The organism is Panacagrimonas perspica, from assembly GCF_004364935.1.
GTDB lineage: Bacteria > Pseudomonadota > Gammaproteobacteria > Nevskiales > Nevskiaceae > Panacagrimonas > Panacagrimonas perspica.
In genome coordinates, this window is the sequence record NZ_SOBT01000009.1 from 190,953 (window position 1) to 216,834 (window position 25,882).

The following is a 25,882-nucleotide window of genomic DNA, read 5'->3' on the forward strand; positions in this document are numbered from 1 at the left end:
GGGCGTGCGCGCGCGTCACATCTGCTTGGTGCCACCAGCCTGCGCCGTAGCGGCCGCACGCTGTCGCTTCATTTCCTCGAGCTGCGCCTTGGCGGTGACCGAACCGCTCTGCGACTGCAGCTTCTTCAAGCGCACGTCCAGATCCGATTCGTGCAGTTCCTTGCCCAGACTGGCCTGCGCGACCGTCGTCTTGATGTGCTCGCGCACCTTGTCGAGGGCCTGCACGTCGGCATCGACCGACAGACCCTCGAGCTGGTTCTGGATCTGGATGCGCGCCTGGGCCGACTGCATCTTGGCGAGCATGCGGTCCTTCTCGGCCTTGAGCTTGCCGATCTCGCTCTTGACCGCCATCAGCGAACCCTTGGCATCGTCGGCATCGGCAGTGGCCTGCCCGGCCTCGCCCGTGAGATCGGCGAGTTCGGCGTCCAGCGCGTTCTTCTTCTGGATCAGCACCAGCGCCAGATCGTCCTGGCCGGTGGCCATCGCGGCATTCAGATCACTGGTGACCTGCGCGAGCGCCTTGGAGGCGATGTCGACGCGGCCGCTGATGTCGTCACGCCGGCGGATGATCGCGGCGGTGGCGTACTTGAGCTTCTCGTACTTGGCCGTCAGACCCATGATCGAGTTCTCGTACGCGATCTCGGGATGATTCTTCTCGACGTCCGAGATCCACAGCGAGATGAAACCCTTCCAGAGATTGCCCAGTCGGGAAAACAGGTTGATGTCGGCCATTTCGATGTCCCTCAGCGTCGTTCGTTGAAAGCGGTCAAATCATGCACGCGGCGATGTCAGGCGGCCGCGGTGCGGCGCCGCGCCCACATCTTTGCGTATCCGGCATACGACAGATACAGAAGCAGCAGCGAGACCGCGCAGACCACGAGCAGTCCCAGCGCCCAGATCATCAGCGAAGTGGCGCGCAAGGCGTCGAGCATGAACGCGGTCTGCTCGGGTTCGCTGAAGACCCACAGGAACAGCGACACCATGACGGCCGATACGAGCAGGCTCGCGACGAGCGAGCCTGCGACCAGCACCGTCATCTCCTGCCGCGTCGGACGTCGCTGCCGGTCGCTGAGGAACCAGCCCATCGCGACGAAGGCGCCTCCGATCAGAGCCACGACCGACCCGAACGAACCTATCGGCACGATGCGCGCGAGCAGGGCGCAAAGGCCGATCGTTGCGGCGTAGCCGATCGCGAACAGCACGAGGTACTTGCTCACGGGGCGATCGTTCCGGTGGCTCGGCTCAGGTGGGCTGGTTCACGCGCGTGAAGAATTCCTCATGGTCCGCCGCGAATGCGCGGAAGCCCTTGTGGATCTCGCGACGCAGCTCGTCGTGCAGCTCGGGTACCACGTAGCGGAATGCGAGGCGCGCGCCGCGCGTGGCCCACTTGAAATGATCCGCCTCCGCGCCACCGCCGTGTCCCGAATGGATCGACACCCACTGGTAGGCGACGTGATCCTGGCCGGCGATGTTGACCTTGTGCTGACGCAGGAACTCGGTCATCTCCGGCGCGCCTTCGCGCATCGTCTGGTCGATCAGCGAAAATTCCTGATCGGCCAGCAGCTCGGATCCCAGGTGGTAGCCCATGCTGCGGAACGCAGCCGGAAGATCATCCGGCGTACCCGCACCATATCCGTGCGCAACCTGCGCATTGAGCGTGCGCAGCCACATCGGCTCGCGCAGCAATTCGTTCAGCGCGTTCGTGTCCTTGAACGCATCGACGCCTCGGCCGGCGTACCAGTCGATCAGTCCCTTGAGCGTGGACTGCGCCAGGCAGCGATGCGTGTCCCGATGCACGGTGTCGCGATCGTCGAACTCGTCGCGCGCGGCGTCGAAGAAGAAGCTGGCGACATAGACGCTGCGATCCGCCAGTTGCTGGACCGGCTGCTGCGGGTCGAGGAACAGGCCGCGGCAGCGGCCCAGCTTGCCGGCCAGCGTCGCGACCGCGGAGCCGAAGAAGCCGTTCCAGCTCGTATAGCGGCCAAAAAAACGTACGAAACCTTCGGGGTCACGCAGCGACGAGGTCAGCGCCTCGCGCACGCGCGCTTCGGCGGCGTCGAAACTGGAAAGTCCCTTGAGTTCTTCGATGGTGATCGCGGTGGCGACGTTGACGGTCATGGTGGCGCGGCCTCGTCAGTGCTTCGTGGCAGTTGCCGGCCGCGACGCGAGTCGCAGCGGAATGTCGCCCATTTCGGCATCGAGCTTGGAGTCCAGCTCCGCGTCGATGTGAAGGCGATCCACCGCCTCTTGCAAACGCGAGGCCACATCGCCCGCCGTCGGCGACGTGATGGCCGCGGTGTAGATCTCTTCCACCGCGTCCGGCAACCCGATCATCGCGGCATCGACCACGGTCTTGCGCCGCGCCAGGCGCTCGGCACGCTTGACCAGTTCGTCGAGGTCGGCCTTGGCCTTGCGCAAGGTCACGTCGTCCGGATTCTTCTTCAGACGTTCCTCGGTCTGGTAGTGCTGCTTGTTCAGACCCTTGCTGCCTAGCGAATCGAGGCGGTCGCTGATCGACAGTTGCGTGAGCCACAGCGAGAGATAATCCATCGCCGCGTCTTCGAGACGCTCGAGGTCGCGCTCCGTGATCACGTCCTTGCGATGCTTGCGCAGATCCTGGATAGAGGCCACGCGATCGAGCATCCGCTGGTAGACGCCCCAGTTGTCGTCGTCACGCATCGCCAGCCGTTCGATCTGCTTGCGCAGATGCTCGACGAAGGCAGCGCGCTTCTTCGCGCGGATGCGACGGTCGATCAGATTGCGGAAGGTCTGCGACGAGGGCACGAACATCGATGCGATGGCTTCGCCCGCACCGAACAGCACCAGCGGAATCGCAGCGCCCGCCAGCCCCAGTGGAATCGCCGCGACGGCAGCCGTCGCGAGCGCCGCGAGGCCCGCCGTGACGTTGGTCTGCGTCTTGAGCATCTCGCCGACGTACGAGGGCTTGTCCTCGTCCAGACCGCGATGCCAGGTTTTGGGCTCGTCCGACATCACACCGTGACGGTCAGCTCGCCGCGACCCGGGTTTGCCGCGTGCAGGATGTTGAGGATGCGCTCTTCCATCTTCACCGCCTCGGTCGAGCGGGCCCAGATGGCCGAACGCGGACGCGGCTCGGTGATGCGAAAGTCGTCCGCTACACGCGCAGGCTGCGTCGACAGCGTGATCACGCGGTCGCCCAGCGTCAGCGCCTCGGTCACGTCGTGCGTGACGAACACAATCAGGCAGGGCTGCATCTCGTAGAGCTTCACCAGCAGGGCCTGCATCTCCTGGCGGATCTGCGCATCGAGCGCGGAGAACGGCTCGTCCATCAGCAGGATCCGCGGACGCAGAACCAGCGCGCGCGCCAGCGCCACGCGCTGGTTCTGACCGCCCGAGAGCTGTGCCGGCAGCAGGTCATGCTTGTCCGCCAGTCCTACGGCCGCAAGGATGTCAGTGATGCGCTTTTCCGACTCGGCCTTGGGGACCTTCTTCTTCCACAGCTTCATGCGGAAGGGGAAGGCCACGTTCTCGCGTACCGTCAGGTCCGGCCGGTTCGAGTAGCGCTGGAACACCATCGCCGCATCGTCGTGCGCGCCGTCGCAGGGCTTGCCGTCGATCAGCACCGTGCCGGACGTGGGCGTCGGTACACCGATCGGGCGCACGCCACCCATCATTCGAAGAATCGTGGATTTTCCGCAGCCCGACGGCCCGAGCAGCATGTTGATCCCGGGCTCGTCGAACGCCAGGCTGATCTTGTCGCAGACGCGCGTGACGCCCTTGCCGTCCGGCTTCGGATATTCCTGGACGATGTCCTTGATCTCGACCGAGATGCTCATGCGTGATCGCGTCCGGTGAAGAGGGTCGTACGCGCGATCACTGCTGCGTCTCCCAGGGGAACAGCTTGCGCTTGATCATCTGCATCAGCTGATAGGTGATCAGCGCCAGCGCGATGATCACGATGATGCCGGCGAACACCTGGTCCATCGCCGAGAAGCGCCGCGCGTTCTGGATGAGCTGGCCCAGGCCTTCGCGCGCATTCACGTATTCGGCCACGGTGATATAGGTCCACATCACGGAGGTCGCGACGATCACGCCGTCGGCGATGCGCGGCATCGCCATCGGCAGCACCGCGAGGCGCACCGATTCCCAGGGCGTGGCGCCGAGATCGCGCGCGGCGATCCAGTGCGATTGCGGCACCGCCTGCATCGCGTCGCGCACCATCGGAATCAGGTACACCACCGCGCCGATGAACAGGAACACGACCTTCATCGACTCGCCGATGCCGAACCACATCACCATGATCGGCAGCAGCGCGACCACCGGCGCCGACCGGAACGGATCGATCAGCGGCGACAGCACGGCGTTGATGCGCGGACTGGCCCCCATGATCACGCCGATCGGAATGCCGATCAGCAGGGTCAGCACGAACGCCGACAGGATGCGGCCGACCGACCACATCGTCGCGGTCAGCAGCAGGCTGCGCTGATTCTCGGCATCCCAGGCCAAATAGACGAAAGCCTCGGCCACTTTCCACGGCGCCGGCAGCTTGTTGGGCCCGACCAGCGCGAGCGCGGCCGCCACGGCCCAGATGCCCAGGACCAGCAGCACGCTGCCGATTCCGAGCCCGCGGCGCAGGCCAGGGCTCAGCGGCGTGTACGGATTCCAGAGACTGCGATCGTCCGACATCGGAGCCAGGTCTTCAGCGCGTGAACACGGCGACGCGCGTCGTGCGGTTCGTCGCGCGGCAATCCTCGAGCGTCAGGTTCTCGCCACCCGGATTGCGCTCGTCGCAGATCGGGCGATCCGGCCCGTGGCCCACGACCTTGAAGCGCTCGGCCGGGAAGTCCCACTGCTTGACCAGGTAGTCGACGACGGCCTGCGCGCGCGCCTGCGACAGGCGCATGTTGTTGTCGTGTGCGCCGGTCGAATCGGTGTTGCCGGAGACCTCGAAATAAGCCGACCCGTTGTTCTCGATGAAGGGCACCATCTCTTCGTCGATGGTCTTCTCGGCGCGCTTGTTCAGCGACGCCGCACCGGTCGGGAAGCCGACGGTGACCGGCTTGGTCACCTGCGGCGCGGTCTGCGCGGCCGCTTCACGCTGGGTCTCGGTGAACGTGAACTCCGGCTTCTCGGCCGCCTTCTGCGCGGCCTGGTTCTGCGAGAGCAGGCTCTTGATGAAGCGGTAGTCGAACGAGTCCTGCGGGTTGATCACCGGCGAAGCGGGATTCGCCAGCGCGCCCGCGGCACGGTAGATGCCGTCGAAGCGGCGGTACACGCGCTCGTAGTGATTGGTGGCGCCAGCCAGGCCCAGGATGCGGGCGTTGTCGTCCAGGCCCGTCCACACCACGTTCGAGAACAGCGATTTCACGAACGGCTTTCCTTCGTCCTTGGCCAGCAGCGAGAAGAACTCCTCGGTCTTGACCAGTGCATCGACCGCATCGTCCGGGTTGGCCCGCGAGGCTTCGACGCCCTTCATCCAGCCACCGACGAAAGCCTGGAATGCCGGCACGTTCTCGGTCTTGGACAGTGCGCGCTGGTCGCAGACCATCACGTCATAGATCAGGTTGGTGGCAGTCTTGGTCGAGTAGACGACGTGCGCACCCGGAATCTTCTTCAGCGCCAGCGCGAGATCCGGATCCCACAGCGCGGCCGCGTCGACGTTGCCGCTCTCCAGCGCAGCGCGTACGCCAGCCGTGCCTTCCTCGGCGTTGATGTAGACGTACTTGACCGTCGCCTTCTTGCGCGCGGTCAGCGAGGAATTGTCGACAGCGTCGATCGTCATGCCGTCGCTGGGCGTGTACTGCAGCAGCGCCACGCTCTTGCCGGCGAGATCCTCGACGCGCTGGATCGACGGATCGCGCGCGATGATCGCGTCGCCGCCCTGCGTGTTGTCGACGATCATCACGGCGCGGCCGTCATGGCCGGCGTTGCGCAGGTTCGGCTGTTCCTGCGCCCAGAAATCCGAGGTGCGCCACGCGCAGTGCGCGGTGCCGGATTCGAAGATCGTCGTCAGCGTGGGGATGTCGTCCTGGACGATCAGTTCGAGATTGAGCCCTTCCTTGTCGTAGATCGAACCCGACTGGGTCTTGAGCGATTTGCCGTTGGCGACGATCGCCGGCGCATAACCGTGGAAGCTGACGATGCTCACCTTCAGCGGATTGCCCTCGGAGCCCAGAGGCCCGGACACCTTGCCCGACTTGCGCTCCGGTGCCGCGGTCGCCGACTCGCTGGCCTTGTCCGAATCGGAGTTGCCGCCGCCGAAGGAGGGCCACTTCGATGCCTTTTCCTCGATGGGTGCCCCGCCCTGCTGGCCGGCCAGCATGTCCTTCAACCCGAGATGCCAGACCGCCGCGGCGGCCCCGCCCAGGATCGTGATCGTGATGAGCCCTTTAGCGAGGGGAGTCAGGCGTGCCATGGTCGAATCCTCGGGGTACGGCGGGATTTAAGAAGAACGGGGCGCGGCCGGAGCTGCGGCCGGCGCAACGAAGGTGTCGAGAACTTCCTGAAGACGCACGATCTCGGTGTCGAGGCGGGCGGACTCGCGCATCGAGGCCTCCTGCGCCGATTTCACCTCGGCGCCCAGCGCCGCCTTCTCGGCGGTCGCCTTCTCGACTTCGCGCTGCATCAGGGCCTCGAGATCGCCGATCTGCTGGCGGATCGCGGCCAGTGCGTCGGCCTGCCGCTGCTCGCGCGCCTTCAGACGCTCCTGCGCATGCGCCGCCTGGCTCGCCGCCTGCTGCACCAGCAGCGCCTTGGTGTCGTTCAGCGCCTTGATCTTGCGGCTGGCGTCCAGCGCCGCGTCGTCGATGGTCCAGTTGTCGTCGGCGGCGTCCATCGCCAGCACGGCCGCCTTGCGCACCGGCGGGTCCATCGCCCGCAGGCCGTCCAGCAGCTTGAGCAGCTTCTCGGCGGGGAACGGCGACGAAGGAACGCCACGCTCGGCGTAGAGGACCTCGAAGGAGCGGCTTTCCTCGATCCGGCTCTCGGACTCCGAGAGCACGGCCGTAGAGGGCACCGAAGGCTCGGGTGCCGATCCCTCCAAGGGCACTTCGGCCAGCACTTCGGATTCGAGGCTGGCGGGCACGTCGACAGCGGCATCGGCTTCGACCAGCCCCGCTTTTTGAAGCACACGAAGGAACTTGCTCATCCATCCTCCCCGACGGCAAGCCCGATCATAGGAAAACCCCTGCGTCTGCGCGACCGGCCATCGCGCAGCAGGTCACACCGCCGCCGCCCTCAGCGCTGGATGTTCCGCCCGTAGAAGACTTCCATGATCTCGTGGTTGACGCGATCGCGGATGCGCTTGGCTTCGCGCGGAGGCAGTTCGGAGACGCCCTCACCGAACAGGTACGTGTCGAGGTCCAGTTCCTTGAGCCGCATCTTCGTATGGAAAATGCTCTCCTGGTAGACGTTCACGTCGACCATGTCGTAGCGGTCGCGGATGCCACGCGAGATGAAGTTCTGGATCGAGTCGATCTGGTGGTCGATGAAGTGCTTCATGCCGCGCACGTTGCGGGTGAAGCCGCGCACGCGGTAGTCCATCACCACGATGTCGCTCTCGAAGCTCTTGATCAGGTAGTTCAGCGCTTTCAACGGCGAAATCTTGCCGCAGGTGGACACGTCGATGTCTGCGCGGAAGGTGCTGATGCCCGAGTCCGGATGGGTTTCCGGATAGGTGTGGACCGTGATGTGGCTCTTGTCCAGGTGCGACACCACCGATTTCTTCTTCGCGCTCGGCGTCGGCAGGCCATCGAGATGGCCTTCCGAGATCAGCATCGTGACGCTCGCACCCTGCGGATCGTAGTCCTGGCGCGCGACGTTCAGGATGTTGGCGCCGATGATGTCGGCCACCTCCGTCAGGATCGCGGTCAGTCGCTCGGCGTTGTACGCCTCGTCGATGTACTCGATGTACTCGCGGGTGTGCTCCGCGCTGCGGGCGTAGCAGATGTCGTAGATGTTGAACGACAACGACTTCGTCAGGTTGTTGAACCCGAGCAGCTTGAGCTTGGGATTGCTGGTGGGTTTGGCCAATCGGGTCTCCGGCGTCGACTAAAGCGCAGCACGCCCCGTGCGTCCGGGGCGTTTCAACGCCGAATTATGGACGAGGTTCGTGACGTTCGTGCGCAATGCCCAGCGGGATCACGCCACCGGACGGATCTCGAACGAGTGCGTCACGTTCACACCGCCCCTTTTGAGCATGATCGAAGCCGAGCAGTACTTGTCCGCCGACAGGTCCACAGCCCGCTTGACCTGGTTCTCGCTCAGCCCGTCCCCGCTGATGACGAACTTGAGATGGATGTCGGTGAACACCTTGGGTTCCGTGTCGGCGCGCGTCCCTTCGACCTCGACGTAGCAGTCCTTCACCGGCTGCCGGGCTTTCTTCAGGATGTGGATCACGTCCACCGCCGAGCAGGAGCCCACCGAGAGCAGCATCAGTTCCATGGGCCGCGCACCCAGGTTGCGGCCGCCGATTTCGGCTGGCCCGTCGATGACCACCGCGTGGCTGCTACCGGTTTCGCCGACGAACGCTGCGTTTTCGACCCACTTGATACGCGCCTGCATGATTTTCGTTCCGAAGGGTTTTCTTGATCGCCGGACAATTGTGCTAGTTTCAGTGAAATCAAGGCACAAGCTGCAGGCTACGGGGGTGGGGATGTTTCACAAGCCGGCCGTAAAGGAGTTCGTCGATTTTTCGCGCAAGCGAAGCTTCGGCCCCAAGCACAATATTCTGAATGCTGGCGACGAACCGCGCTCGCTGTACCTGATCGTGGAAGGTTCGGTCAGCGTGCTGACCAAGGAAGGCGAACGTGAAATGGTATTGGCCTACCTGAATCCGGGCGAATTCTTCGGCGAGATGTGCTTGTTCCCCGAGCAGCGCACCCGCACCGCCATCGTGCGTTCGCGTACGCCGATCCTGGTTGCCGAGATGGAGCTGAGCACGTTCCGCGAGTTCGTCCGCAAGCAGCCGGACATCATGCTCGAGGTCGCCGGACAGCTCGCCGCGCGCCTGCGCGACACCAGCCGCCGCCTGCGTGACCTCGCCTTCCTCGACGTCGCCGGCCGGCTGGCGCACGAACTGCTCGAGCTGTGCCGCAAGCCCGACGCGACGCTGAACCCGAAAGGCACCGTGATCAAGACCAGCCGCCAGGAGCTGGCGCGCATCGTGGGCTGCTCCCGCGAGATGGCCGGGCGCGTGCTCAAGAAGCTCGAAGAGGACGGAATGATCGCCAGCCAGGGCCGTTCCATCCTGGTGTACAACCCGAGCTGATCGGGGCCTGGGCCGCGATCAACTCGCGGCTCACTCATCACCGTAGCCCGGACGAAGTCCGGGATCCCGCCTCGCAAAGCACCGAAAAAGCTCCCGGACTTCGTCCGGGCTACGGCGCGGGCTGGCTCGCGATCCAGGCGTCCACGTTGCGCTCGAGCAGGTCCAGCGGCAGCGGCCCGCTGCCCAGCACCGTGTCGTGGAACCCCCGGATGTCGAAGCGCTTGCGGAGCTTGTCCTGCGCGCGCTTGCGCAGTTCCTGGATCTTGAGCTCGCCGATCTTGTAGGCCAAGGCCTGCGCCGGCATCGCGATATAGCGATCCACCTCGACCGCGATCTCCTCGTCCGACATCTGAGCGTTGGCCGCGAAGTACTCGCGCGCCTTCTTGCGGGTCCAACCCTTCGCATGCAGGCCGGTGTCGACCACCAGGCGCACCGCACGGCGCATCTCGAAATTGAGCCGCCCGAATCGCGAGCCCGCGTCCTGGTAGAGCCCCAGTTCGCCGCCCAGCGATTCGGCGTACAGGCCCCAGCCTTCGACGAACGCGGTCAGCTCGAGCCCGTACTTCCGGTAATCCGGCACGTCGGCGAGTTCGTTGGCCAGCGCCATCTGCAGGTGGTGGCCGGGCACCGACTCGTGCGCGGTCAGCGCCTCCATCTCCCAGCCCGCCCGCGCTTCGGGCTTCCAGGTGTTGGCGTAGAAATAGCCGGCCCGCGACCCGTCGGCCGACGGTGGGTAGTAGTACGCGGCGGGAGCCGCGGCGGCCGACAGGTCGGGCACCGCGCGCACCCCATAGGGCGTGCGCGGCAGCTTGCCGAACAGCTTGGGCAGCTCCGGATCGATCCGCTTGGCCAGCGCGCGATAGGCATCCAGCAGCACCGCCCGATCGCGGTACTGGTAGCGCGGATTCCAGGACAGCTTCTCCTTGAATCGCGCCGCGCTGCCCGTGTGCCCGGCGGCGCGCATCACCGCCGTCATCTCCGCCTGGATGCGTGCGACCTCGGCCAGGCCCAAATCGTGGATCTGGTCCGGCGTCAGCGCGCTGCCGGTGTGGTGTCGCACCAGCCAGGCATAGAACTCGGCGCCCTGCGGCTGCGCCGAGAGGCCCATGTCCCGGTCCGGGCAGGCCGGAATGTATTCCTTGACCAGAAAGTCGTTGAGCCTGCGCAGCGCCGGCACGACCGTCTCGAGAACCGCCGACTGCGCGCCGAGGTCGAGCTGCGTGCGCACCTCCTGCGCCACCGAAGCCGGGTAGGTCTTGAACGGCGCGTAGAACGGACTGTCCTCGGCCTTGGTCACCAACTGCGGCGCGATCTGCGGCGGCACGCGCTCCATGACGATGCGCGGCCACATGCGCTTCTGCGTCATGCCCTCGCGCATCAGCGAGATCGTCTGGTCCACCAGCGTGTCGAAGCTCTGCAGCCGCGACAGCCAGTTCTCGTAATCCTTCATCGATTCGAACGGCGTGAATTCGATGATCTGCGCGATGAGCTGGACGCCGTCGAGCTGGTTGATCGGCATCAGGTCGGACTTGAAGGCCTGGCCCTCGATCCGGTCCTCCAGATCGCGCTTGAACAGGTCGTAGTCGAGCTGCTCGGCCGCCGACAGCTGCGCGCGATCGATGGCGACAAGCCGCGTCAGCGCCGCCCGATCCTCCGCCTCGTCCGTCTCGATCGCCTTGGGGCTCAGATCGTCCCAGCGGTCGTTGTACCGCGCGTCCCCCAGGTAGGTCGCCAGGATCGGACTGCGCGCCAGCCGGCGCTGCCAGGTCTGGTCCATCAGCTCCCGCAACGGGCGGGCGGATGCGGGCTGCGCCGTCGCAGCGTGGGTCGCAGGGCTCGCCACCGGAGCGCCCGATTGCGTGGCGGGTTCCCCGCAGGCTGCGAGGACCACCAACAGAACGGCCGCACAAATATGGCCGGCGCCACGCACCGATTTGAAGGCGTCAGGCGCCATTCCTACTCCAGGTTGAGCTTCTTCACCTTGTACCGTAGCTGGCGGAACGTCAGCCCCAGCAGGGCCGCCGCCTTCGTCTTGTTGTAGCGCGTCTTTTCCAGCGCATCCCGGATCGCCTGCCGCTCCAGCTCCTCGACGCGATCGTCCAGACCCGAAGCGGTGTTCACCGCCGCGGAGGGCGCCGGCGTGGCCGCGTGCGGATCTGAAACTGCAGCGTGCGCGTCAGAGACCGGCGCGATGTTTCGAAGTTGCAGATCGTCGGCCGAGATCACCTCGCCGTCGCACAACGTCAGCGCACGCTCGAGCATGTTCTCCAGCTCGCGCACGTTGCCCGGAAATTCGTAGCTCAGCAGCAGGCGCTGCGCGCCTTCATCGAGCTTGGGCACCTTGGCGACACCGGTGGCCTTGCACAGGCGCACCAGCATGTGGTCGGCGAGCATCGGGATGTCCGCGCCGCGCGAGCGCAGCGGCGGCGTACGCACCTCGATGACATTGACCCGGTAATAGAGGTCCTGGCGGAACGCGCCCCTGGCGACCAGATCGACGAGATTCTTGTGCGTGGCCGAAATCAATCGCACGTTGACGTGGATCTCGGCCTCGGCGCCCACCGGCCGGATCGCGCGCTCCTGGATCGCGCGCAGCAGCTTGACCTGCATGTGCAGCGGCAGATCCGCGATCTCGTCGAGGAACAGCGTTCCTCCTTCCGCGGCCTGGAACAAGCCGCCCTTGTCACGCATCGCGCCGGTGAACGAGCCTTTCAGATGCCCGAAGAACTCACTCTCCATCAGTTCGGACGGAATCGCTCCGCAATTGACCGGCACGAACGGGGCTGCTGCGCGCGGCGACTGGTCGTGGATCAGGCGCGCCACCAGTTCCTTGCCGGTTCCGGATTCGCCGTGGATGTGCACCGGCGCCTGGCTTCGCGCGAGGCGCTCGATCAGCTGGCGCAGCTTGACCACCGACTCGTGCGCACCCAGCAGCCCGCCGTCCTTGACCTCGGGTTCGCTCGCTGCCGCCTCGCCCATCTGCAGCGCCGTCTCCACGAGCTTGCGCAGCACGCGCAGGTCCACCGGCTTGGAGACGAAGTCGAACGCACCGGCCTTCAGGCTTTCCACTGCCGCCTGCGCGTTGCCGTGCGCCGTGATCACCGCGATCGGCAACCGGCTGTGCTCGGACTGCACCAGACGCACGAGGTCGATCCCATTGCCGTCCGGCAGGCGCATGTCGGTGATGCAGAAATCGAAGGTGCGCTCCTTGAGCCACTGGCGCGCCTCCGCGAGGTCCGCCGCCGCGCAGCACTTGATGCCCATCCGCGAGAGCGTGATCTCGAGGAGCTCCCGGATATCCGACTCATCGTCCACGATCAGCGCGAGGGGCGCGGACGTGCCGGATGCGGACTTGCTCATTCCATTCCCCCGTGGCCGACGGCGAAGCTGACACGAAAGCAGGCGCCGACCGGACGGCGCTGATAGCTCATGCGTGCCTGATTGAATTCGCACAACTCGCGGGCGAGGTAAAGACCCAGCCCCGTGCCGCCGTGCGAGGTGGTGAAGAAGGGTTCGAAGATCTTGTCGAGCACTTCAGGCGCGATGCCCGGCCCATTGTCCGACACATCCAGCCAGGGACGCCCGCCGCGCTCGACCCCGGCGCTGACCCGCACCGTGATCGCCGTGCCCTCGCGCGCCCCGTGACGAAAGGCGTTGTCCCAGAGATTGAACATCAATTGCTGCAGGTGCCGCGGGTCGAAGTGCACGCGAATCGACTTGGAGATCTCGGCCAGTTCGATCGGCCGCTGGGTCTTGCCGTGGCCCTCGCTGTACAGGGTCACCGTGTCCTCGAGCCACAGCGCCAGCGGGATGACCAGCGGCTGCGCGGCTTCGCGGCGCGACAGCGACATGATGTCCCCGACGATCTTGTCGATGCGGTCGCTGTGGCGATGGATCATCGCCAGCAGCCGGCGGTTTTCCGGGCTGATGTCCGGCGCCTCGTACAGCAGCTGACCCGCATGGCTGATCGCGGAGAGCGGGTTGCGGATCTCGTGCGCGATGCTCGCCGACAGCCGCCCCAGCGCGGCGAGCTTGATCTGCTGGGCCTGCTCGCGCAGCCGCGAGGCGTCCTCGAGCAGCACCATGATCGGTGCCTGCGCGCTGGTCCCGAGTCGGGAGATGCGGGCGATGACCTCCGGCAGGTTCGTGCCCAGCGACATCGGCGCGTCGTCGGATTCCTTCGACACCAGCCACCAGCGCAGGCGCTCGGCGAGGGCCGGGGATTCGAGTTCGAGCGTCCGGCCTTCCGCGCGGCTGGTCGTGCGGATCAGTTCGCGCGCCGCGGCATTGAGGTTGCCGATGCGCAGGTTGTCGTCGAGCACCAGCACGCCGGTATGCATCGACTCGAGGATGACCTCGTTGAGCCGGGACAGGTTGGCGAACTCGCTGCCCATGCGCGAGGCCAGTGCCTCGCTCTTGCGCGCCCGCTGCGCCACCGTGTTGGCGGCGATCGAGGTACCGAACAGGATCAGGCCCAGCACCCCGGTCGAGGTGAACGCGGCGGCGTCGAGCGGATGGCTGTACTGGCGCACGATTTCCTCGCCGAACATGCCCAGGGTGCCGACCGCGGCCTGCAACACCGCCATGCGCGGCGTCAGCACCAGTGCGCAGACCACCGCGGGAATCAGAAGCAGGGTACCCAGGCCGTCGTCGACCCCGCCGCTGGCATAGACCAGCGTGGCGGTCGCCAGCAGGTCCACGAGGAAATTCAGGTGCGCCTGCACGCCGATACGCGGCGCCTGGCTCTGCACCAGCCAGGTCAGGAACAAGGCCGCAGCGGCATAGCCCTGGCAGGTCCAGCGGTACCACTCGGGCTTGATCGCGGACAGCACCTGCGGCGTGTAATCCGCCGCGAGCAGCGCGAGCAGGATGCCGACCAGGGCCAGGCGGTAGAACGACAGCAGCCGCAGGACGCGCCAGTCGTCCGGGGTAGCCAGATCGAATACGACCTTCCGCCGGGACGGCGAGGCGGAAACGCTCAGTTGCTGCACTTGCCGCACTGGCCGTTGGCGGACACGGCGGAGGCGGGCAGGTGAACGCCGCAGGTCGAGCACCGGACCATCCGCTCGAAGCGTTCCTGGCCGCGCGGCGAGTCGACCCGATCCTGGTTGAGCTTCCACTGCCGGTACAGCCGCAGCCCGAACCAGATGGCGGCACCGAGCAGGACGAACTGGATCAGCTTGGACATGGGACTTTCCGGAGTTCAGCGGCCGATGATACCGGCCCCCTGCTCGTGGCAGGAATTTTCCGCGCCGGGAATTTGTGCACCCTGCGCGCACCGATCTGCATACGACTCTTTTGCAGCGCCGCATGGACTAGGGGAGAATTCCCGCCCCGAACGCAACGCCGCGGGCTCGGGACCCATTACGTCGCCCAGGGGGCAGCATGAATCTGCACGAATACCAAGCCAAGGCGCTCTTCGCGCGCTTCGGCATCCCGGTGCCTGAAGGCATCCTCGCCGAGAGCCCGGAGGCCGCACGTGCCGCCGCCAAGGCGCTCGGTACCGAAAAGGTCGTGGTCAAGGCCCAGGTCCACGCCGGCGGCCGCGGCAAGGCCGGGGGCGTCAAGCTCGTGACCGGTCCGGACGCGGCCGAAGAAGCGGCCAAGGGCATGCTCGGCAAGCGCCTGGTCACCAAGCAGACCGACGCCAAGGGCCTGCCGATCAATTCGGTCTGGGTCGAGAAGCCCTCCAACATCGCCCGCGAGCTGTACGTGTCGGGCCTGGTGGACCGGACGCGCGAGCGGATCGTGTTCATGGCCTCCGCTGCCGGCGGCATGGACATCGAGGAAGTCGCCGAGCACACCCCCGAGAAGATCAAGCACATCTACGTCAATCCGGCCGCCGGCCTGCAGCCCTACCAGGCGCGCGAACTCGGCTTCTTCATGGATCTGACGAAGGAACAGACCGACCAGTTCACCAAGCTGCTGCTCGGCCTGTACCGCGTGCTGACCGAGTGCGATGCCAGCATGGTCGAGGTGAACCCCTTGATCGTCACCGCCGAGGGCAATCTGTTCACGCTCGACGGCAAGCTCAACTTCGACGAGAACGCCCTGTTCCGTCAGAAGGAGATCGCCAACCAGCGCGATCCCGCGCAGGAAGACGAGCGCGAGCGCGCTGCCGCCAAGTACGACCTCAACTACGTCACGCTCGAAGGCAACATCGGCTGCATGGTCAACGGCGCCGGTCTTGCGATGGCGACGATGGACATCGTGAAGCTCCACGGCGGCCAGCCGGCGAACTTCCTCGACGTCGGTGGCGGCACCACGGCGGAGAAGGTGACCGAGGCGTTCAAGCTCATCACCGCGAGCCCCGAGGTGAAGGCGATCTTCATCAACATCTTCGGCGGCATCGTGAAGTGCGACCTGATCGCCGAAGGCATCATCACCGCCTGCAAGCAGACTGGCCTGAAGCTGCCGGTCGTGGCGCGCCTGCAGGGCACCAACATGGAAAAGGGACAGCAGCTGCTGCGCGACTCGGGCCTGGCGATTACGCCGGTGTCCGATCTCACCGAGGCGGCCCAGACCGTCGTCAAGCTGGCCCAGGGAAAGTAATCACATGTCCATCCTGATCGACAAGAACACCAAGGTCATCTGCCAGGGCTTCACCGGCAAGCAGGGCACCTTCCACTCGGAAAAGGCCATCGAGTACGGCACCCAGATGGTGGGTGGCGTGTCGCCCGGCAAGGGCGGCGGCAAGCACCTGAACCTGCCCGTGTTCAACACCGCGCACGACGCGGTGAAGGCCACCGGCGCCGACGCCACGATGATCTACGTGCCCGCCCCCGGCGCCGCCGACGCGATCCTCGAGGCGGCCGACGCAGGCATCCGCGTGGTCATCTGCATCACGGAAGGCATTCCCGTGAACGACATGATCAAGGTCAAGGCGGCGCTGCGTGCGGACTACCCGAACACCGTGCTGGTCGGTCCGAACTGCCCCGGCGTCATCACGCCGGGGCAGTGCAAGATCGGCATCATGCCGGGGCACATCCACAAGCCCGGCAAGATCGGCATCGTGTCGCGTTCGGGCACGCTGACCTACGAGACCGTGCACCAGACCACGCAGAACGGCCTGGGCCAGAGCACCTGCGTCGGCATCGGCGGCGACCCGGTCCGCGGCATGGGCTTCATCGACGTGATCAAGCTGTTCGAAGCCGATCCCGAGACCGCCGGCATCATCATGGTCGGCGAGATCGGCGGTTCTTCGGAAGAAGAAGCGGCCGAGTACATCAAGGCCAGCGTGAAGAAGCCGGTGGTGGCCTACATCGCCGGCGTGACGGCTCCTGCCGGCAAGCGCATGGGCCACGCGGGCGCGATCATCGCCGGCGGCAAGGGCACGGCGGACGAGAAGTTCAAGGCGCTCGAAGCGGCCGGCGTGAAGACCGTGCGTTCGCCGGCGGACCTCGGTTCGGCGATGAAGTCGCTGCTGGGCTGATCGGGAAGCCGTTCGACGTAAAACGCGGTGCAGCCTGCCGCGAAGACGCCGCGCCGAGTCATCGGCGCGGCGTTTTTTATTGCCCGGCGCGACGGAACCGTGCTTTTGCGGAAAGGCCAACGCAAAGGCGCGGAGAAAAGCCAAGAAAGGACGCAAAGGATGTTCTTGCTTTGCGTTCTTGCTTTGCGTCCTTTCTTTATCCCTTTGCGCCTTTGCGTTAGCCGTTGATTTTCGACGGCTGCGCTTCGGGCGTGCGCGGCAATTTCTTCGCTTCTCTGCGCACTTCCTTCAGCAGCGCGTCGCAATCCATGTCCTTGCCGGTGCCCGGCTGGATCGTGGCGAGCAGCGCCGCCAGCGGCGTTCCGACAATGCCCAGCACCACGGCCGCGCCGCCGCGCAGGCCCAGGGACTTCGCGTCGGGCCGTACCTTCGGCTGCTTGAACGTTCCGGTGATGTTGATCGGCGCCGACACCGATCCGATGTTGAAGGTCTTGGGCTGCGTGACGACGCGATAGGCCAGTTCCTCGCTGCGCATGTTGATGGTGCCGGTGCCCACGACATTGGCCTCGGTGGTGTCGAGCAGCAGCGAGTCGGTCTGCACCAGGCCCTTCTTCATGTCGAGGTCCGCGATCATGCAGCGCAGTTCGGCGCGGCTGGGAATGCCCAGTGCCGAGAGCACGGCGTTGCCGAAATCCAGGCCCGCGAGATTGATCAGCAAGGCACTGACATCGCCGCCGGCCATCGACAAGCGCAGCTTGCCGTCGCCGGCGCCGAGCAGGTCGGCCACCGTATTGCCCCGCGAATCCAGGCTCACGCGCCCGTCCACCCGGCCCGTCCCGCGGTACTTGAGCGCGCCGAGCATCTTGGCGAAGTCGACGTTCCGGAAATCCGCATCGGCCTGGACCCGGGCAAGCTCTTGCGTGCCGTCGAGCAGCACGTTGGCGGCGATTCCGCCGCCGCCCACGCCGAAGCTGATCGGCCGCAGGCTCACGACGCCGTCGTCGATGCGCAGATGCGCCGAAAGATCGTCGAAGGGCGTGTCCTGGCTCTGGATGCGCTGCGCGGCGTAGCGCACGTCGAAATCGGCGCCACGCAGCTTGGGCAGGTTGATCGGCGTGTCCGGCAACACGCGCGGCCGGGCTTCCTGCTTCGCGCGCGCCTGCTTCTGCGCCTCGGTCTGACCTTTGGCATCGGCCGCCCCGGGCGCGGCTCCGACGAAGCCGCCGAGATCCGCAAACAGCACCTGCCTGGAGCGCAGATCGCCTTCGATCCTCAGGCGCGGTCCGCCGGTGCGCACGGCCAGATCGCCGGACAGGTCGGACTTGCCGACCACGCCTGCGAACTTCCGGAAGCGGAACTGCGGGCCGGCGGCATCGCGCAGGTAGTCGAACTGCCCTTCCAGCCGATACGGCGCGGTCGGCGGCAGCGGCACCCCGGTGAGCGGATACAGCGCCGATAGGTCCGCGCCCTCGAATCGCAGCGCCACGTTGGCGCCGCCCAGATGCACCGGGTCGAGCAGCGTTCCCTGCAGCCGCAGCCGGGTGGCGCCGTTGGCGACCGTCAGCAGGACCGGGTACGGATGTTCGGCCTCGCGCAGTGAAAGCAGCGCGCCGCCGGTGAAGCTGGCGAGCAGGGGCTGACCGGCGTACGTGCCGCTGGCCCGCAGGTGCAGCTCCGAGTTCGTGGCGTCCGCCCCGGACAGCGTCTCGATGATCACGCTGAAATCGGACTTGAACTGCGGATATTCGAACCGGACCTGCCCGCCCGCGATGCTGAGCGTTCCGAGCTGCAGTTCGAGGAACGGCTTCTTGCCCGGCTCGTCGGCCTGAGCTTGCGGCAACGTGAAAACCCAGTTCGCCGGCGCATCGGGCGGTGCATACAGCGCGAACTGCGGCTGTTGTACGTGAATCTGCGTCAGCGACAACTTGCGGTCCAGCAGCGCACGCGGATCGAAGCTGATCTCGAGCCGCTCCACTCTTCCGAAGCCGGCCTTGCGCGGGAAGTCGGTCGGATTGTCGATGCGGATTCCGTCGAGCACCACGGTGGGGAAGCGCCATCCGCGGACCCCCAGCCCCTCGATGCGGACGTCACGCCCGATCGCTGCACTGAGCTGTCGCTCGATCGTCGGGCGGAACCAGTTCCAGTCCCAGGCCCAGACCAGCGCGATCACCCCCGCGGCGAGCAGCAGCACGCCGCCCAGTTGGTTGGTCCACCAAGCTACTCGTCGAAGGAATGAGCCGTGCCGCATGCTTCCATCCTGCCAGCCTGAGCCTGAATAAGGACCGCAGGTGCCGGGCCTCGCTCGCTGGCTCGACGGGGCCGCCGTGAATGTCCGACAATCGAAGCATATGGGGGATAACCTGCGCCTGGTCGCCGCTCAGCTCAATTTCTGGGTTGGCGACATCGAAGGCAACGCCGAGAAGATCATCGCCGCCGCTGCGCGCGCGCGCGATGATCTGCGCGCGGACCTGATCGCGTTTCCCGAGCTGGCGCTGCTGGGTTATCCGCCGGACGACCTGCTGCTGCGCTCGGGCATTCCGCCGGCGATCGAGGCCGGTCTCGAGCGCATCCGGCGCGAGGCCCAGGGCATCCACCTGGTGGTCGGGCATCCCGAATACGCCGAGGAAGGCATCTACAACGCCGCGTCGGTGTTCCGCGACGGCCAGCTCGTGCGCCGCTACCGCAAGCGCCTGCTGCCCAACTACGGCGTGTTCGACGAGAAGCGCCACTTCCTCGCCGGCCGCAGCGCCTGCGTGTTCGACCTCAAGGGCGTGCCGGTCGGGCTGTGCATCTGCGAAGACATCTGGGGCACGCGACCGGCCGACGAGAGTCGCGACCAGGGCGCGCGTTTGATGGTGAACATCAACGCTTCGCCGTTCGCGCTCGGCAAATCCAACCAGCGCGAACAGGTGCTGCGCGCGCGCGCTGCCGAAACCCGACTGCCGATCCTGTACGTGAACATGGTCGGCGGTCAGGACGACCTGCTGTTCGACGGCGACTCGAGCGCGATCGGCCCCGACGGTACGGTCTCCTTCCGGGCGCCGACGTTCGAGGAAGACCTGTACGGCGTCGACTTCGCCGATGGCGAACTGCGCGGCGTGATGAGTCCGCCCGAAGCCGAGGAAGCGGTGGTCTATCGCGGCCTGGTGCAGTCGGTGCGCGACTACGTGACGCGCAACGGTTTCCCCGGTGCGCTGATCGGCCTGTCCGGCGGCATCGACTCCGCGCTGGTGGCCGCCGTCGCCGCCGATGCGCTGGGCCCCGACCGCGTCTGGGGCGTGTCGCTGCCGTCGCGCTACACGCTCGACATGTCCAACGACGACGCCCGCATCGAAGCCGAGGCCCTGGGCATCCGCTATTCGATCCTGCCGATCGAGCCCACCTTCGATGCACTGACGAGCACGCTGGCGCAGACCTTCGAAGGTCGCGCGATCGATATCACCGAAGAGAACATGCAGTCACGCTCGCGCGGCGTGCTGCTGATGGCGCTGAGCAACAAGTTCGGCCACGTCGTGCTGACCACCGGCAACAAGTCCGAGATGGCCGTCGGCTACGCAACCTTGTACGGCGACATGTGCGGCGGCTTTGCGCCGATCAAGGACGTCTACAAGACGCTGGTGTTCCGGCTGGCGCGCTACCGCAACACGATCTCGCCGGTGATCCCGGAGCGCGTGCTGACGCGCCCGCCCTCAGCGGAACTGCGCCCCGACCAGAAGGATTCGGATTCGCTGCCGCCGTACGAAGTGCTGGACCCGATCCTCGAGGCCTACGTTGAGAGCAACGCGTCGATCCCGCAGATCATCGCGATGGGTTTCGAGGAAGCCACCGTCAAGCGCGTCGCCGGGCTGGTGCGCCGCTCGGAGTACAAGCGCCGGCAGGCGCCGCCGGGGCCCAAGGTCACGCGTTGCGCTTTCGGCCGCGAGCGGCGTTATCCGATCACCGCGGTATACGGCGACTTCTAGCGTGAAACAGTCCCGGACTTCGTCCGGGCTACGGGGCTACGGCGTACTCGCCGCGGGCGCTGCTTCGGCGGTCGCGGGTTCGGCGTGGGCGGGTCTGACGAACCCGGCAGGGAATCTTGGGAGCGTGTCCCACACGCGCCGGTCGTGCGCCGGCACGATGACCAGCTCCGGCCACATCTGCTGCAGGCGATGCATGTGCACGATCTCGCCGCGCACCGCGGCCGGATCCTTGTCGACCAGCCAGCGCGACACCCAGGGCCGCTCCGCCGGCAGCTCGATGCCTTCCTTCTGCCAGACCAGATCGCCGACCAGCGCGTAGTGCTTGTTGTCTTCGGTGTGAACGAAGGTGATCGTCGAGCCGGGCGTATGGCCCGGAGCCGGCACCATCACGACGCTGCCGTCGCCGAAGACGTCGAAGCTGTTCGGGAAGCCCAGGTACGGCCCCTCACGGTAGTTCAGCGGCGCGATCGCAAGATCGGGGAAGCCGTGGATCAGCGCCGCCATCGGGTCGTCGCTCTCGATGAACTGGGCTTCTTCCTGACTCGTCATGATCTGCACACCCGCCAGATCGGGGATGCCGCTGACATGGTCCCAGTGCGCGTGCGTGAGCACGATGCGCGAAATGTCGGTCAGCGGAACACCCGCCTGGGCGAGCTGCGCCGCGACGGTCTCCTCGCGCTTGTACTTCGTCGTCATCCGCATCAGCAGCGGCATCTTGGCGACGTGAAGATCCACGTCCTTGCCGAAGCCGGTGTCGAACAGCAGGTTGCCCTGCGGATGGCTGACCAGGATGCTGCCCATGCCGAAGATGCGCGTGTCGCCGAAGCTGCCACCGCGATAGGCGAAGGCCGCGAGCGATTCCATCTGTCCGGCGTAGATCGCCGAGACCTGCACGCCCTTCACCTGCGGAGGCACGACCAAGGTGATGGCGACGTCCTGGGTCACGGGCAACGTGGCGCCCCGGAACGTCTGCGCCAGCGCCGCGACGCACACGACGAGCACGATGGCCACGCCGATGAGCAGCTTCTTCATTCGATGGTCTCCCCCCGGCTCGTACGGCCGATTCGTGCGGGCCAGTCTACGCGCGTAGGGGGCGGGCCAGGAGGGGCGAAAGATTTTGGCCCCGACGGATGCCGAACGCGCCCGATGCACGCAGAATGGCGGCTCTGCCACGAACGCCGAAGGTCGGGATCGTCACCGTGACCCTACGCTGGATCGCCGCCCTGCTGCTCTGGTTTGTCCTGATCCCCACGGCCTCGGCGCGGGAGGCTTGGCCACCGGCCGTGATGGCGTATCTCGAGGCGCTTTCCAGCGTCGAACAAGGTGATCCGCCGGTATCGATGGAGGCCCTCTTCACCGCAGCCGAGGCGGCGCAGGACGAACTGATGCAGGTGAATCCCGTCGGACAGCAGGCCTGGATGGAATCCCTCAGCGAAGAGGATTACGCCTACCTGGTGCAACTGCTGCGGGGCATGCGGCTGGCGCGCGGCCGGGATGTCTACGCCCAGCCCGATCCCAATTTCCTGTCGGAACTCGCTCAGCGCCTGGGCCGTCCCGAGGACCGCGATTTCTTCAGGATCTACCGGGCAAGCTGGGGCGCCAACATGGTGCCGAGCTACCTGCGCCTGACCACGCGCGCCGCGCCCTGCGTGCGCTTCGGCGAAGGCCTCATCCCGCCGCTCTACGAGCGCTGGCGGGGGTATCGCACCCAGTACTCGCAGGCGTACTCGACGTACGTCGCGCAGACCGTGAAGGACCTGGAAGAGGCGGTCTCGCTGGGAACCTGCGCCTGCGCAGGTGCCGATTCGGTCGAACAGGAATTGAGCGCTTTCGTCTCCCGCTTTCCCGACACACCGGTACGCCCGGCGATCATGGCGCGACTGCAGGAACTGGAAGACGATCCCGAACGCCGTCCGGTGCAGTGCCGCTAGTCGCGATTTTCGCGACACACCCCAGCCGCGACCCATCAGGAGCGACACGATGCGCAAGGAACGCCTGCTGAGCCTCCAGGAAATCGTCGAACGCACGATCGAAGAAGGCGCCACCACCGTCGAGCAGGTACATCGCTCGATCGCGACGATGCCGTTCGACGTTCTCGAAAAGATTGATGCCTTGCAGAAGCCGATCGGCAAGGCGCGCGAGATCCACGATGAAACCGTGGGCAACATCTACGAGACGATCCGGCTGCTCAACGAGCGCGCGGGCGAGATCGCGCGCGGGCTGCTGCAGCGGGGCGACGACAAGAAGAGCGAGTAGCGCTGCGTCGGCACCCGTAGCCCGGACGAAGTCCGGGACTTGTCCCAATCCCGGATAAGCAGTCCGCTGGGGACAGGCTCGAGCCCCTAAAGGATTCACCTCAAAGGCGCAAAGGGAAAAGAGAGGTCGCAGAGGAAAATCACCTCAAAATCTTTGCGCCCTTATCTTTTCCCTTTGCGCTAAAGATCTCTCGATTCACGCAGCCAATCAGCAGCCCGAATTGCGCCGCAGCCTCTGCTCAAGAAGGCCCGAGCCCCAGCCCCGCGCGCGCATCCTCGTCGATCACGCGCGCCCCGGGCGCGCCGGTGACGAGCCCGAACTGGCCCCACCAGTCGAAATAGGTCCACGCGACACCCTGCTCCTCGAACAGGCTGCGCGTATCGGTGAGCCAGGCGCGACGCGACGCGGGCGGTGTGGCTTCCCGCAGCACGCCGAATTCGCTGCACCACACCGGGACCCGATGCTGCTTCGACCACGCAGCCGCCTTTTCGACGAACGTCGCCAGCTTCGCCCTGTTCCATTGCTCCTGCCCATACCAGGCCGCGTGCTCGCGGGCGATCTCGGCGAGCTTCGGGACCACCGGCGCCAAGGCCTCCGGGCTCGACGGGTAAGGCAGGTCGCGAAGCACCATCCACATCGGCCAGCCCCAGGTCGCGCCCTGGTGCGTGAAGTTGTGCGGCTCGTAGAAATGAAAGCTGTAGATCACGCCGCGCACATCCAGCGGCTCGAGGGCCGCGAGATCCGCCACATCGGAAAAGTGCGCTCCACCGACCACCACGACGCGGCCGGGTGTCACGGCGCGTACCGCGTCGATCAGCCGTCGCTGGATCCGCATCGCACGTGCGATGTCCTCGATCTCCGGCTCGTTGAGCACCTCGAAGACCAGGCGATCGACCGGCACGGCGGCGTACGTCGTCGCGAGCTGCGTCCAGATCGCGGAGAGTTCCTCCACCGCGGCGTCGTCCTTGCCCATGCGTTGTTTGAACTCGGACGACGGTTGCATCGCCAGAATCACGAGCATCCGCCCGTCCTGCGCCAACTGCAGGCCGGCATCGAGAAAGCGCGGGTGTGCGGCGTTGACCGAGAGCCACTCGGGGTCCAGCAGCACCCGCACATGGGAGAGGCCGAGCTGGCGCATCTGCGCGAAATCGGAGGCATCGGGCCAGCCCGCCTGCAACTTGGGGTCGCCGCGATGGGTGAACCAGTTGGCGGCGTTGACCCCGCGGGCAAAATCTTCGCGCACTGTCTTCGGAATACCGGCCCAGGTTCCGTCGGCGATCATCTCGGGCGCAGCCCGCGCGGCACTACGTTCGCCGCACCCGGCGAGTAGTGACGAGATCACCATCAGCAGCGATGCGCACAACGCCATCCTCATGAGCGTCGTCTCCAACCTGGCCAGCCAACCACGCCCATCATCGCAGAGCGCCGCGAGGCGCTCGCCGGGGGTCAGCGTGGCAGGTCGGACGCGCCCATCAGGAATTCGTCGACGGCTCGGGCGGCCTGGCGACCTTCGCGAATCGCCCAGACCACCAGCGACTGCCCGCGCCGCATGTCACCCGCCGCGAAGACCTTGTCCACCGACGTGCGGTAGCAGCCCTCGCCATCGGTCGTGGCTTTGGCATTGCCACGCGCATCCTTCTCGACGCCGAACGCGGAAAGCACCTGCGCGGCAGGGGCCACGAAGCCCATGGCCAGCAGCACGAGATCGGCCTTGAGCGTGAACTCGGAATCCGGCACTTCGGACATCTTGCCGTCCTTCCACTCGAGCCGCGCCGCGATCAGCTTCTCGACCTTGCCGTTGCTGCCTTCGAAACGCTTGGTCGCCACCGACCAGTCGCGCTCGCAGCCTTCCTCGTGCGACGAAGAGGTGCGCAGCTTGATCGGCCAGTACGGCCACACCATCGGCTTGTTCTCCTGCTCCGGCGGCTGCGGCAGCAGTTCGAACTGCACGATGCCCTCGGCGCCGTGCCGACGGCTGGTGCCCACGCAGTCGGAGCCGGTATCGCCGCCGCCGATGACGACGACGTGCTTGCCGTCGGCGCGAAGCTGATTCCTGACCTCGTCACCGGCGTCGACCTTGTTCTGCTGCGGCAGGAATTCCATCGCGAAGTGGATGCCCTGCAGATCGCGGCCCGGCACCGGCAGATCACGGCCCTGCTCCGAACCGCCAGTGAGCAGCACCGCATCGAAATCTTCCAGCAGCTTCTCGGGCGAGAGCGTTTCCTTCGCCCAGTTGGTGATCTCCTTCAGCGCTTCCTTGCCGACGAAGACACCGGTGCGGAAATGCACACCCTCCGACTTCAACTGCTCGACACGACGATCGACGATCTCCTTGTCCAGCTTGAAGCCGGGGATGCCATAGCGCAGCAGGCCGCCGATGCGATCGTTCTTCTCGAACACGGTGACGGCGTGGCCGGCGCGGCAGAGCTGCTGCGCAGCGGCGAGGCCGGCGGGACCCGAACCGACGATCGCCACCTTCTTGCCGGTACGCACCGCCGACGGCTGCGGCAGGATCCAGCCGTTCTCGAAACCCTTCTCGACGATGAACAGTTCGATCGACTTGATGCCGACCGGCTCGTTGTTGACGTTGAGCGTGCACGCCGCTTCGCAGGGCGCCGGGCAGACGCGGCCCGTGAACTCGGGGAAATTGTTGGTGGAGTGCAGCGTGTCGAGCGCGTTGCGATAGTCCTGCGTGTAAACCAGATCGTTCCAGTCCGGAATGATGTTGTTCACCGGACAGCCCGTCATGCAGAACGGCGTGCCGCAGTTCATGCAGCGCGCGGCCTGTGTCTTGGCCTTGCTGTTCTCGAGGACGAGAACGAACTCCTTGTTGTTCTTCACGCGCTGCGTGACCGGCAGGTACGACTCCTTCTGCCGATCAAACTCCAGGAACCCGGTGACCTTGCCCATGCTCTTTCTCTATTTTCTGAATCTGTTTGCGTAGGCCGGGCCAGAACCCGGCGTTGCGTCGGCGGGACCGGATCG

Annotated in this window: 24 protein-coding genes; 6 read left to right on the forward strand and 18 right to left on the reverse strand. The window is 66.0% G+C overall.

Annotated elements, in window-relative coordinates; genetic code table 11:
* Positions 1–15: 15 nt before the first annotated feature.
* From DFR24_RS12465 to DFR24_RS12510, 10 genes are all read right to left on the reverse strand, one after another.
* A complete protein-coding gene (locus tag DFR24_RS12465; RefSeq protein ID WP_133881744.1) occupies positions 16–732 on the reverse strand; it encodes a PspA/IM30 family protein in 717 nt (238 codons plus the stop codon).
* Positions 733–788: 56 nt separating this feature from the next.
* Positions 789–1,217 (reverse strand): ABZJ_00895 family protein, encoded by a 429-nt coding sequence (locus DFR24_RS12470; protein WP_133881745.1) that lies wholly within the window; start codon positions 1,215–1,217, stop codon positions 789–791.
* Between the two features lie 25 nt (positions 1,218–1,242).
* On the reverse strand, positions 1,243–2,118 hold the full coding sequence (locus DFR24_RS12475; protein WP_133881746.1) for a hypothetical protein: 876 nt from the start codon (positions 2,116–2,118) through the stop codon (positions 1,243–1,245).
* 15 nt (positions 2,119–2,133) lie between these two features.
* Entirely contained in the window at positions 2,134–2,991 is an 858-nt protein-coding gene (locus tag DFR24_RS12480) for a hypothetical protein (RefSeq protein ID WP_133881747.1), read from the reverse strand.
* Positions 2,991–3,815 (reverse strand): ABC transporter ATP-binding protein, encoded by an 825-nt coding sequence (locus tag DFR24_RS12485; protein ID WP_133881748.1) that lies wholly within the window; start codon positions 3,813–3,815, stop codon positions 2,991–2,993. Before DFR24_RS12485 ends, DFR24_RS12480 begins: the two co-directional genes overlap by 1 nt.
* A gap of 37 nt (positions 3,816–3,852) precedes the next feature.
* A complete protein-coding gene (locus DFR24_RS12490) occupies positions 3,853–4,665 on the reverse strand; it encodes an ABC transporter permease (protein ID WP_133881749.1) in 813 nt (270 codons plus the stop codon).
* A gap of 13 nt (positions 4,666–4,678) precedes the next feature.
* Positions 4,679–6,394 carry a phosphate ABC transporter substrate-binding/OmpA family protein gene (locus tag DFR24_RS12495; protein ID WP_133881750.1) on the reverse strand — a complete coding sequence of 572 codons (1,716 nt, stop codon included), beginning with the start codon at positions 6,392–6,394 and terminating at the stop codon, positions 4,679–4,681.
* A gap of 27 nt (positions 6,395–6,421) precedes the next feature.
* Positions 6,422–7,126: a hypothetical protein gene (locus DFR24_RS12500; RefSeq protein WP_133881751.1), complete on the reverse strand. Its 705-nt coding sequence runs from the start codon at positions 7,124–7,126 to the stop codon at positions 6,422–6,424.
* 89 nt (positions 7,127–7,215) lie between these two features.
* Complete coding sequence (speD, locus tag DFR24_RS12505; RefSeq protein ID WP_133881752.1) at positions 7,216–8,010, reverse strand: adenosylmethionine decarboxylase; 795 nt, start codon at positions 8,008–8,010, stop codon at positions 7,216–7,218.
* Between the two features lie 108 nt (positions 8,011–8,118).
* Entirely contained in the window at positions 8,119–8,541 is a 423-nt protein-coding gene (locus tag DFR24_RS12510) for an OsmC family protein (RefSeq protein ID WP_133881753.1), read from the reverse strand.
* A 91-nt stretch (positions 8,542–8,632) separates the two neighbouring features.
* On the opposite strand from DFR24_RS12510, the gene DFR24_RS12515 reads away from it, so the two are divergent.
* Positions 8,633–9,247, forward strand: a complete 615-nt coding sequence (locus DFR24_RS12515; RefSeq protein WP_133881754.1) for a cyclic nucleotide-binding domain-containing protein — start codon at positions 8,633–8,635, stop codon at positions 9,245–9,247.
* A gap of 109 nt (positions 9,248–9,356) precedes the next feature.
* On the opposite strand, the gene DFR24_RS12520 is transcribed toward DFR24_RS12515, so the two are convergent.
* From DFR24_RS12520 to DFR24_RS24440, 4 genes are all read right to left on the reverse strand, one after another.
* Positions 9,357–11,024 carry a DUF885 domain-containing protein gene (locus DFR24_RS12520; RefSeq protein ID WP_162851188.1) on the reverse strand — a complete coding sequence of 556 codons (1,668 nt, stop codon included), beginning with the start codon at positions 11,022–11,024 and terminating at the stop codon, positions 9,357–9,359.
* Positions 11,025–11,203: 179 nt separating this feature from the next.
* Entirely contained in the window at positions 11,204–12,607 is a 1,404-nt protein-coding gene (locus DFR24_RS12525; RefSeq protein WP_133881756.1) for a sigma-54-dependent transcriptional regulator, read from the reverse strand.
* On the reverse strand, positions 12,604–14,238 hold the full coding sequence (locus tag DFR24_RS12530) for a sensor histidine kinase (RefSeq protein ID WP_162851189.1): 1,635 nt from the start codon (positions 14,236–14,238) through the stop codon (positions 12,604–12,606). The genes DFR24_RS12525 and DFR24_RS12530 overlap by 4 nt, the downstream gene beginning before the upstream one ends.
* Positions 14,226–14,435, reverse strand: a complete 210-nt coding sequence (locus DFR24_RS24440) for a hypothetical protein (RefSeq protein WP_162851190.1) — start codon at positions 14,433–14,435, stop codon at positions 14,226–14,228. The genes DFR24_RS12530 and DFR24_RS24440 overlap by 13 nt, the downstream gene beginning before the upstream one ends.
* A 197-nt stretch (positions 14,436–14,632) precedes the next feature.
* On the opposite strand from DFR24_RS24440, the gene sucC reads away from it, so the two are divergent.
* Together sucC and sucD are read left to right on the forward strand one after the other, a co-directional pair.
* Positions 14,633–15,799 carry an ADP-forming succinate--CoA ligase subunit beta gene (gene sucC / locus DFR24_RS12535; RefSeq protein WP_133881758.1) on the forward strand — a complete coding sequence of 389 codons (1,167 nt, stop codon included), beginning with the start codon at positions 14,633–14,635 and terminating at the stop codon, positions 15,797–15,799.
* Between the two features lie 4 nt (positions 15,800–15,803).
* Entirely contained in the window at positions 15,804–16,679 is an 876-nt protein-coding gene (gene sucD / locus DFR24_RS12540) for a succinate--CoA ligase subunit alpha (protein ID WP_133881759.1), read from the forward strand.
* A 217-nt stretch (positions 16,680–16,896) separates the two neighbouring features.
* Here the strand turns inward: sucD and DFR24_RS12545 are convergent, their stop codons facing one another.
* Positions 16,897–18,927, reverse strand: a complete 2,031-nt coding sequence (locus tag DFR24_RS12545; RefSeq protein ID WP_133881760.1) for an AsmA family protein — start codon at positions 18,925–18,927, stop codon at positions 16,897–16,899.
* 100 nt (positions 18,928–19,027) lie between these two features.
* Between DFR24_RS12545 and DFR24_RS12550 the strand changes: the two genes are divergently transcribed.
* Positions 19,028–20,641 (forward strand): NAD+ synthase, encoded by a 1,614-nt coding sequence (locus tag DFR24_RS12550; RefSeq protein WP_133881761.1) that lies wholly within the window; start codon positions 19,028–19,030, stop codon positions 20,639–20,641.
* 36 nt (positions 20,642–20,677) lie between these two features.
* Here DFR24_RS12550 and DFR24_RS12555 read toward each other — a convergent pair whose 3' ends face one another.
* Positions 20,678–21,673, reverse strand: coding sequence for an MBL fold metallo-hydrolase (locus tag DFR24_RS12555; protein ID WP_133881762.1), 996 nt, complete (start codon positions 21,671–21,673; stop codon positions 20,678–20,680).
* 167 nt (positions 21,674–21,840) lie between these two features.
* Here DFR24_RS12555 and DFR24_RS12560 point away from each other — a divergent pair, with 167 nt between their 5' ends.
* Both DFR24_RS12560 and DFR24_RS12565 read left to right on the forward strand, forming a co-directional pair.
* Entirely contained in the window at positions 21,841–22,572 is a 732-nt protein-coding gene (locus DFR24_RS12560; protein ID WP_133881763.1) for a hypothetical protein, read from the forward strand.
* 49 nt (positions 22,573–22,621) lie between these two features.
* A complete protein-coding gene (locus tag DFR24_RS12565) occupies positions 22,622–22,897 on the forward strand; it encodes a hypothetical protein (protein WP_133881764.1) in 276 nt (91 codons plus the stop codon).
* 238 nt (positions 22,898–23,135) lie between these two features.
* On the opposite strand, the gene DFR24_RS12570 is transcribed toward DFR24_RS12565, so the two are convergent.
* Positions 23,136–24,272: a glycoside hydrolase family 5 protein gene (locus DFR24_RS12570; RefSeq protein ID WP_133881765.1), complete on the reverse strand. Its 1,137-nt coding sequence runs from the start codon at positions 24,270–24,272 to the stop codon at positions 23,136–23,138.
* 71 nt (positions 24,273–24,343) lie between these two features.
* On the reverse strand, positions 24,344–25,807 hold the full coding sequence (locus DFR24_RS12575; RefSeq protein ID WP_133881766.1) for a glutamate synthase subunit beta: 1,464 nt from the start codon (positions 25,805–25,807) through the stop codon (positions 24,344–24,346).
* Positions 25,808–25,882 lie beyond the last annotated feature (75 nt).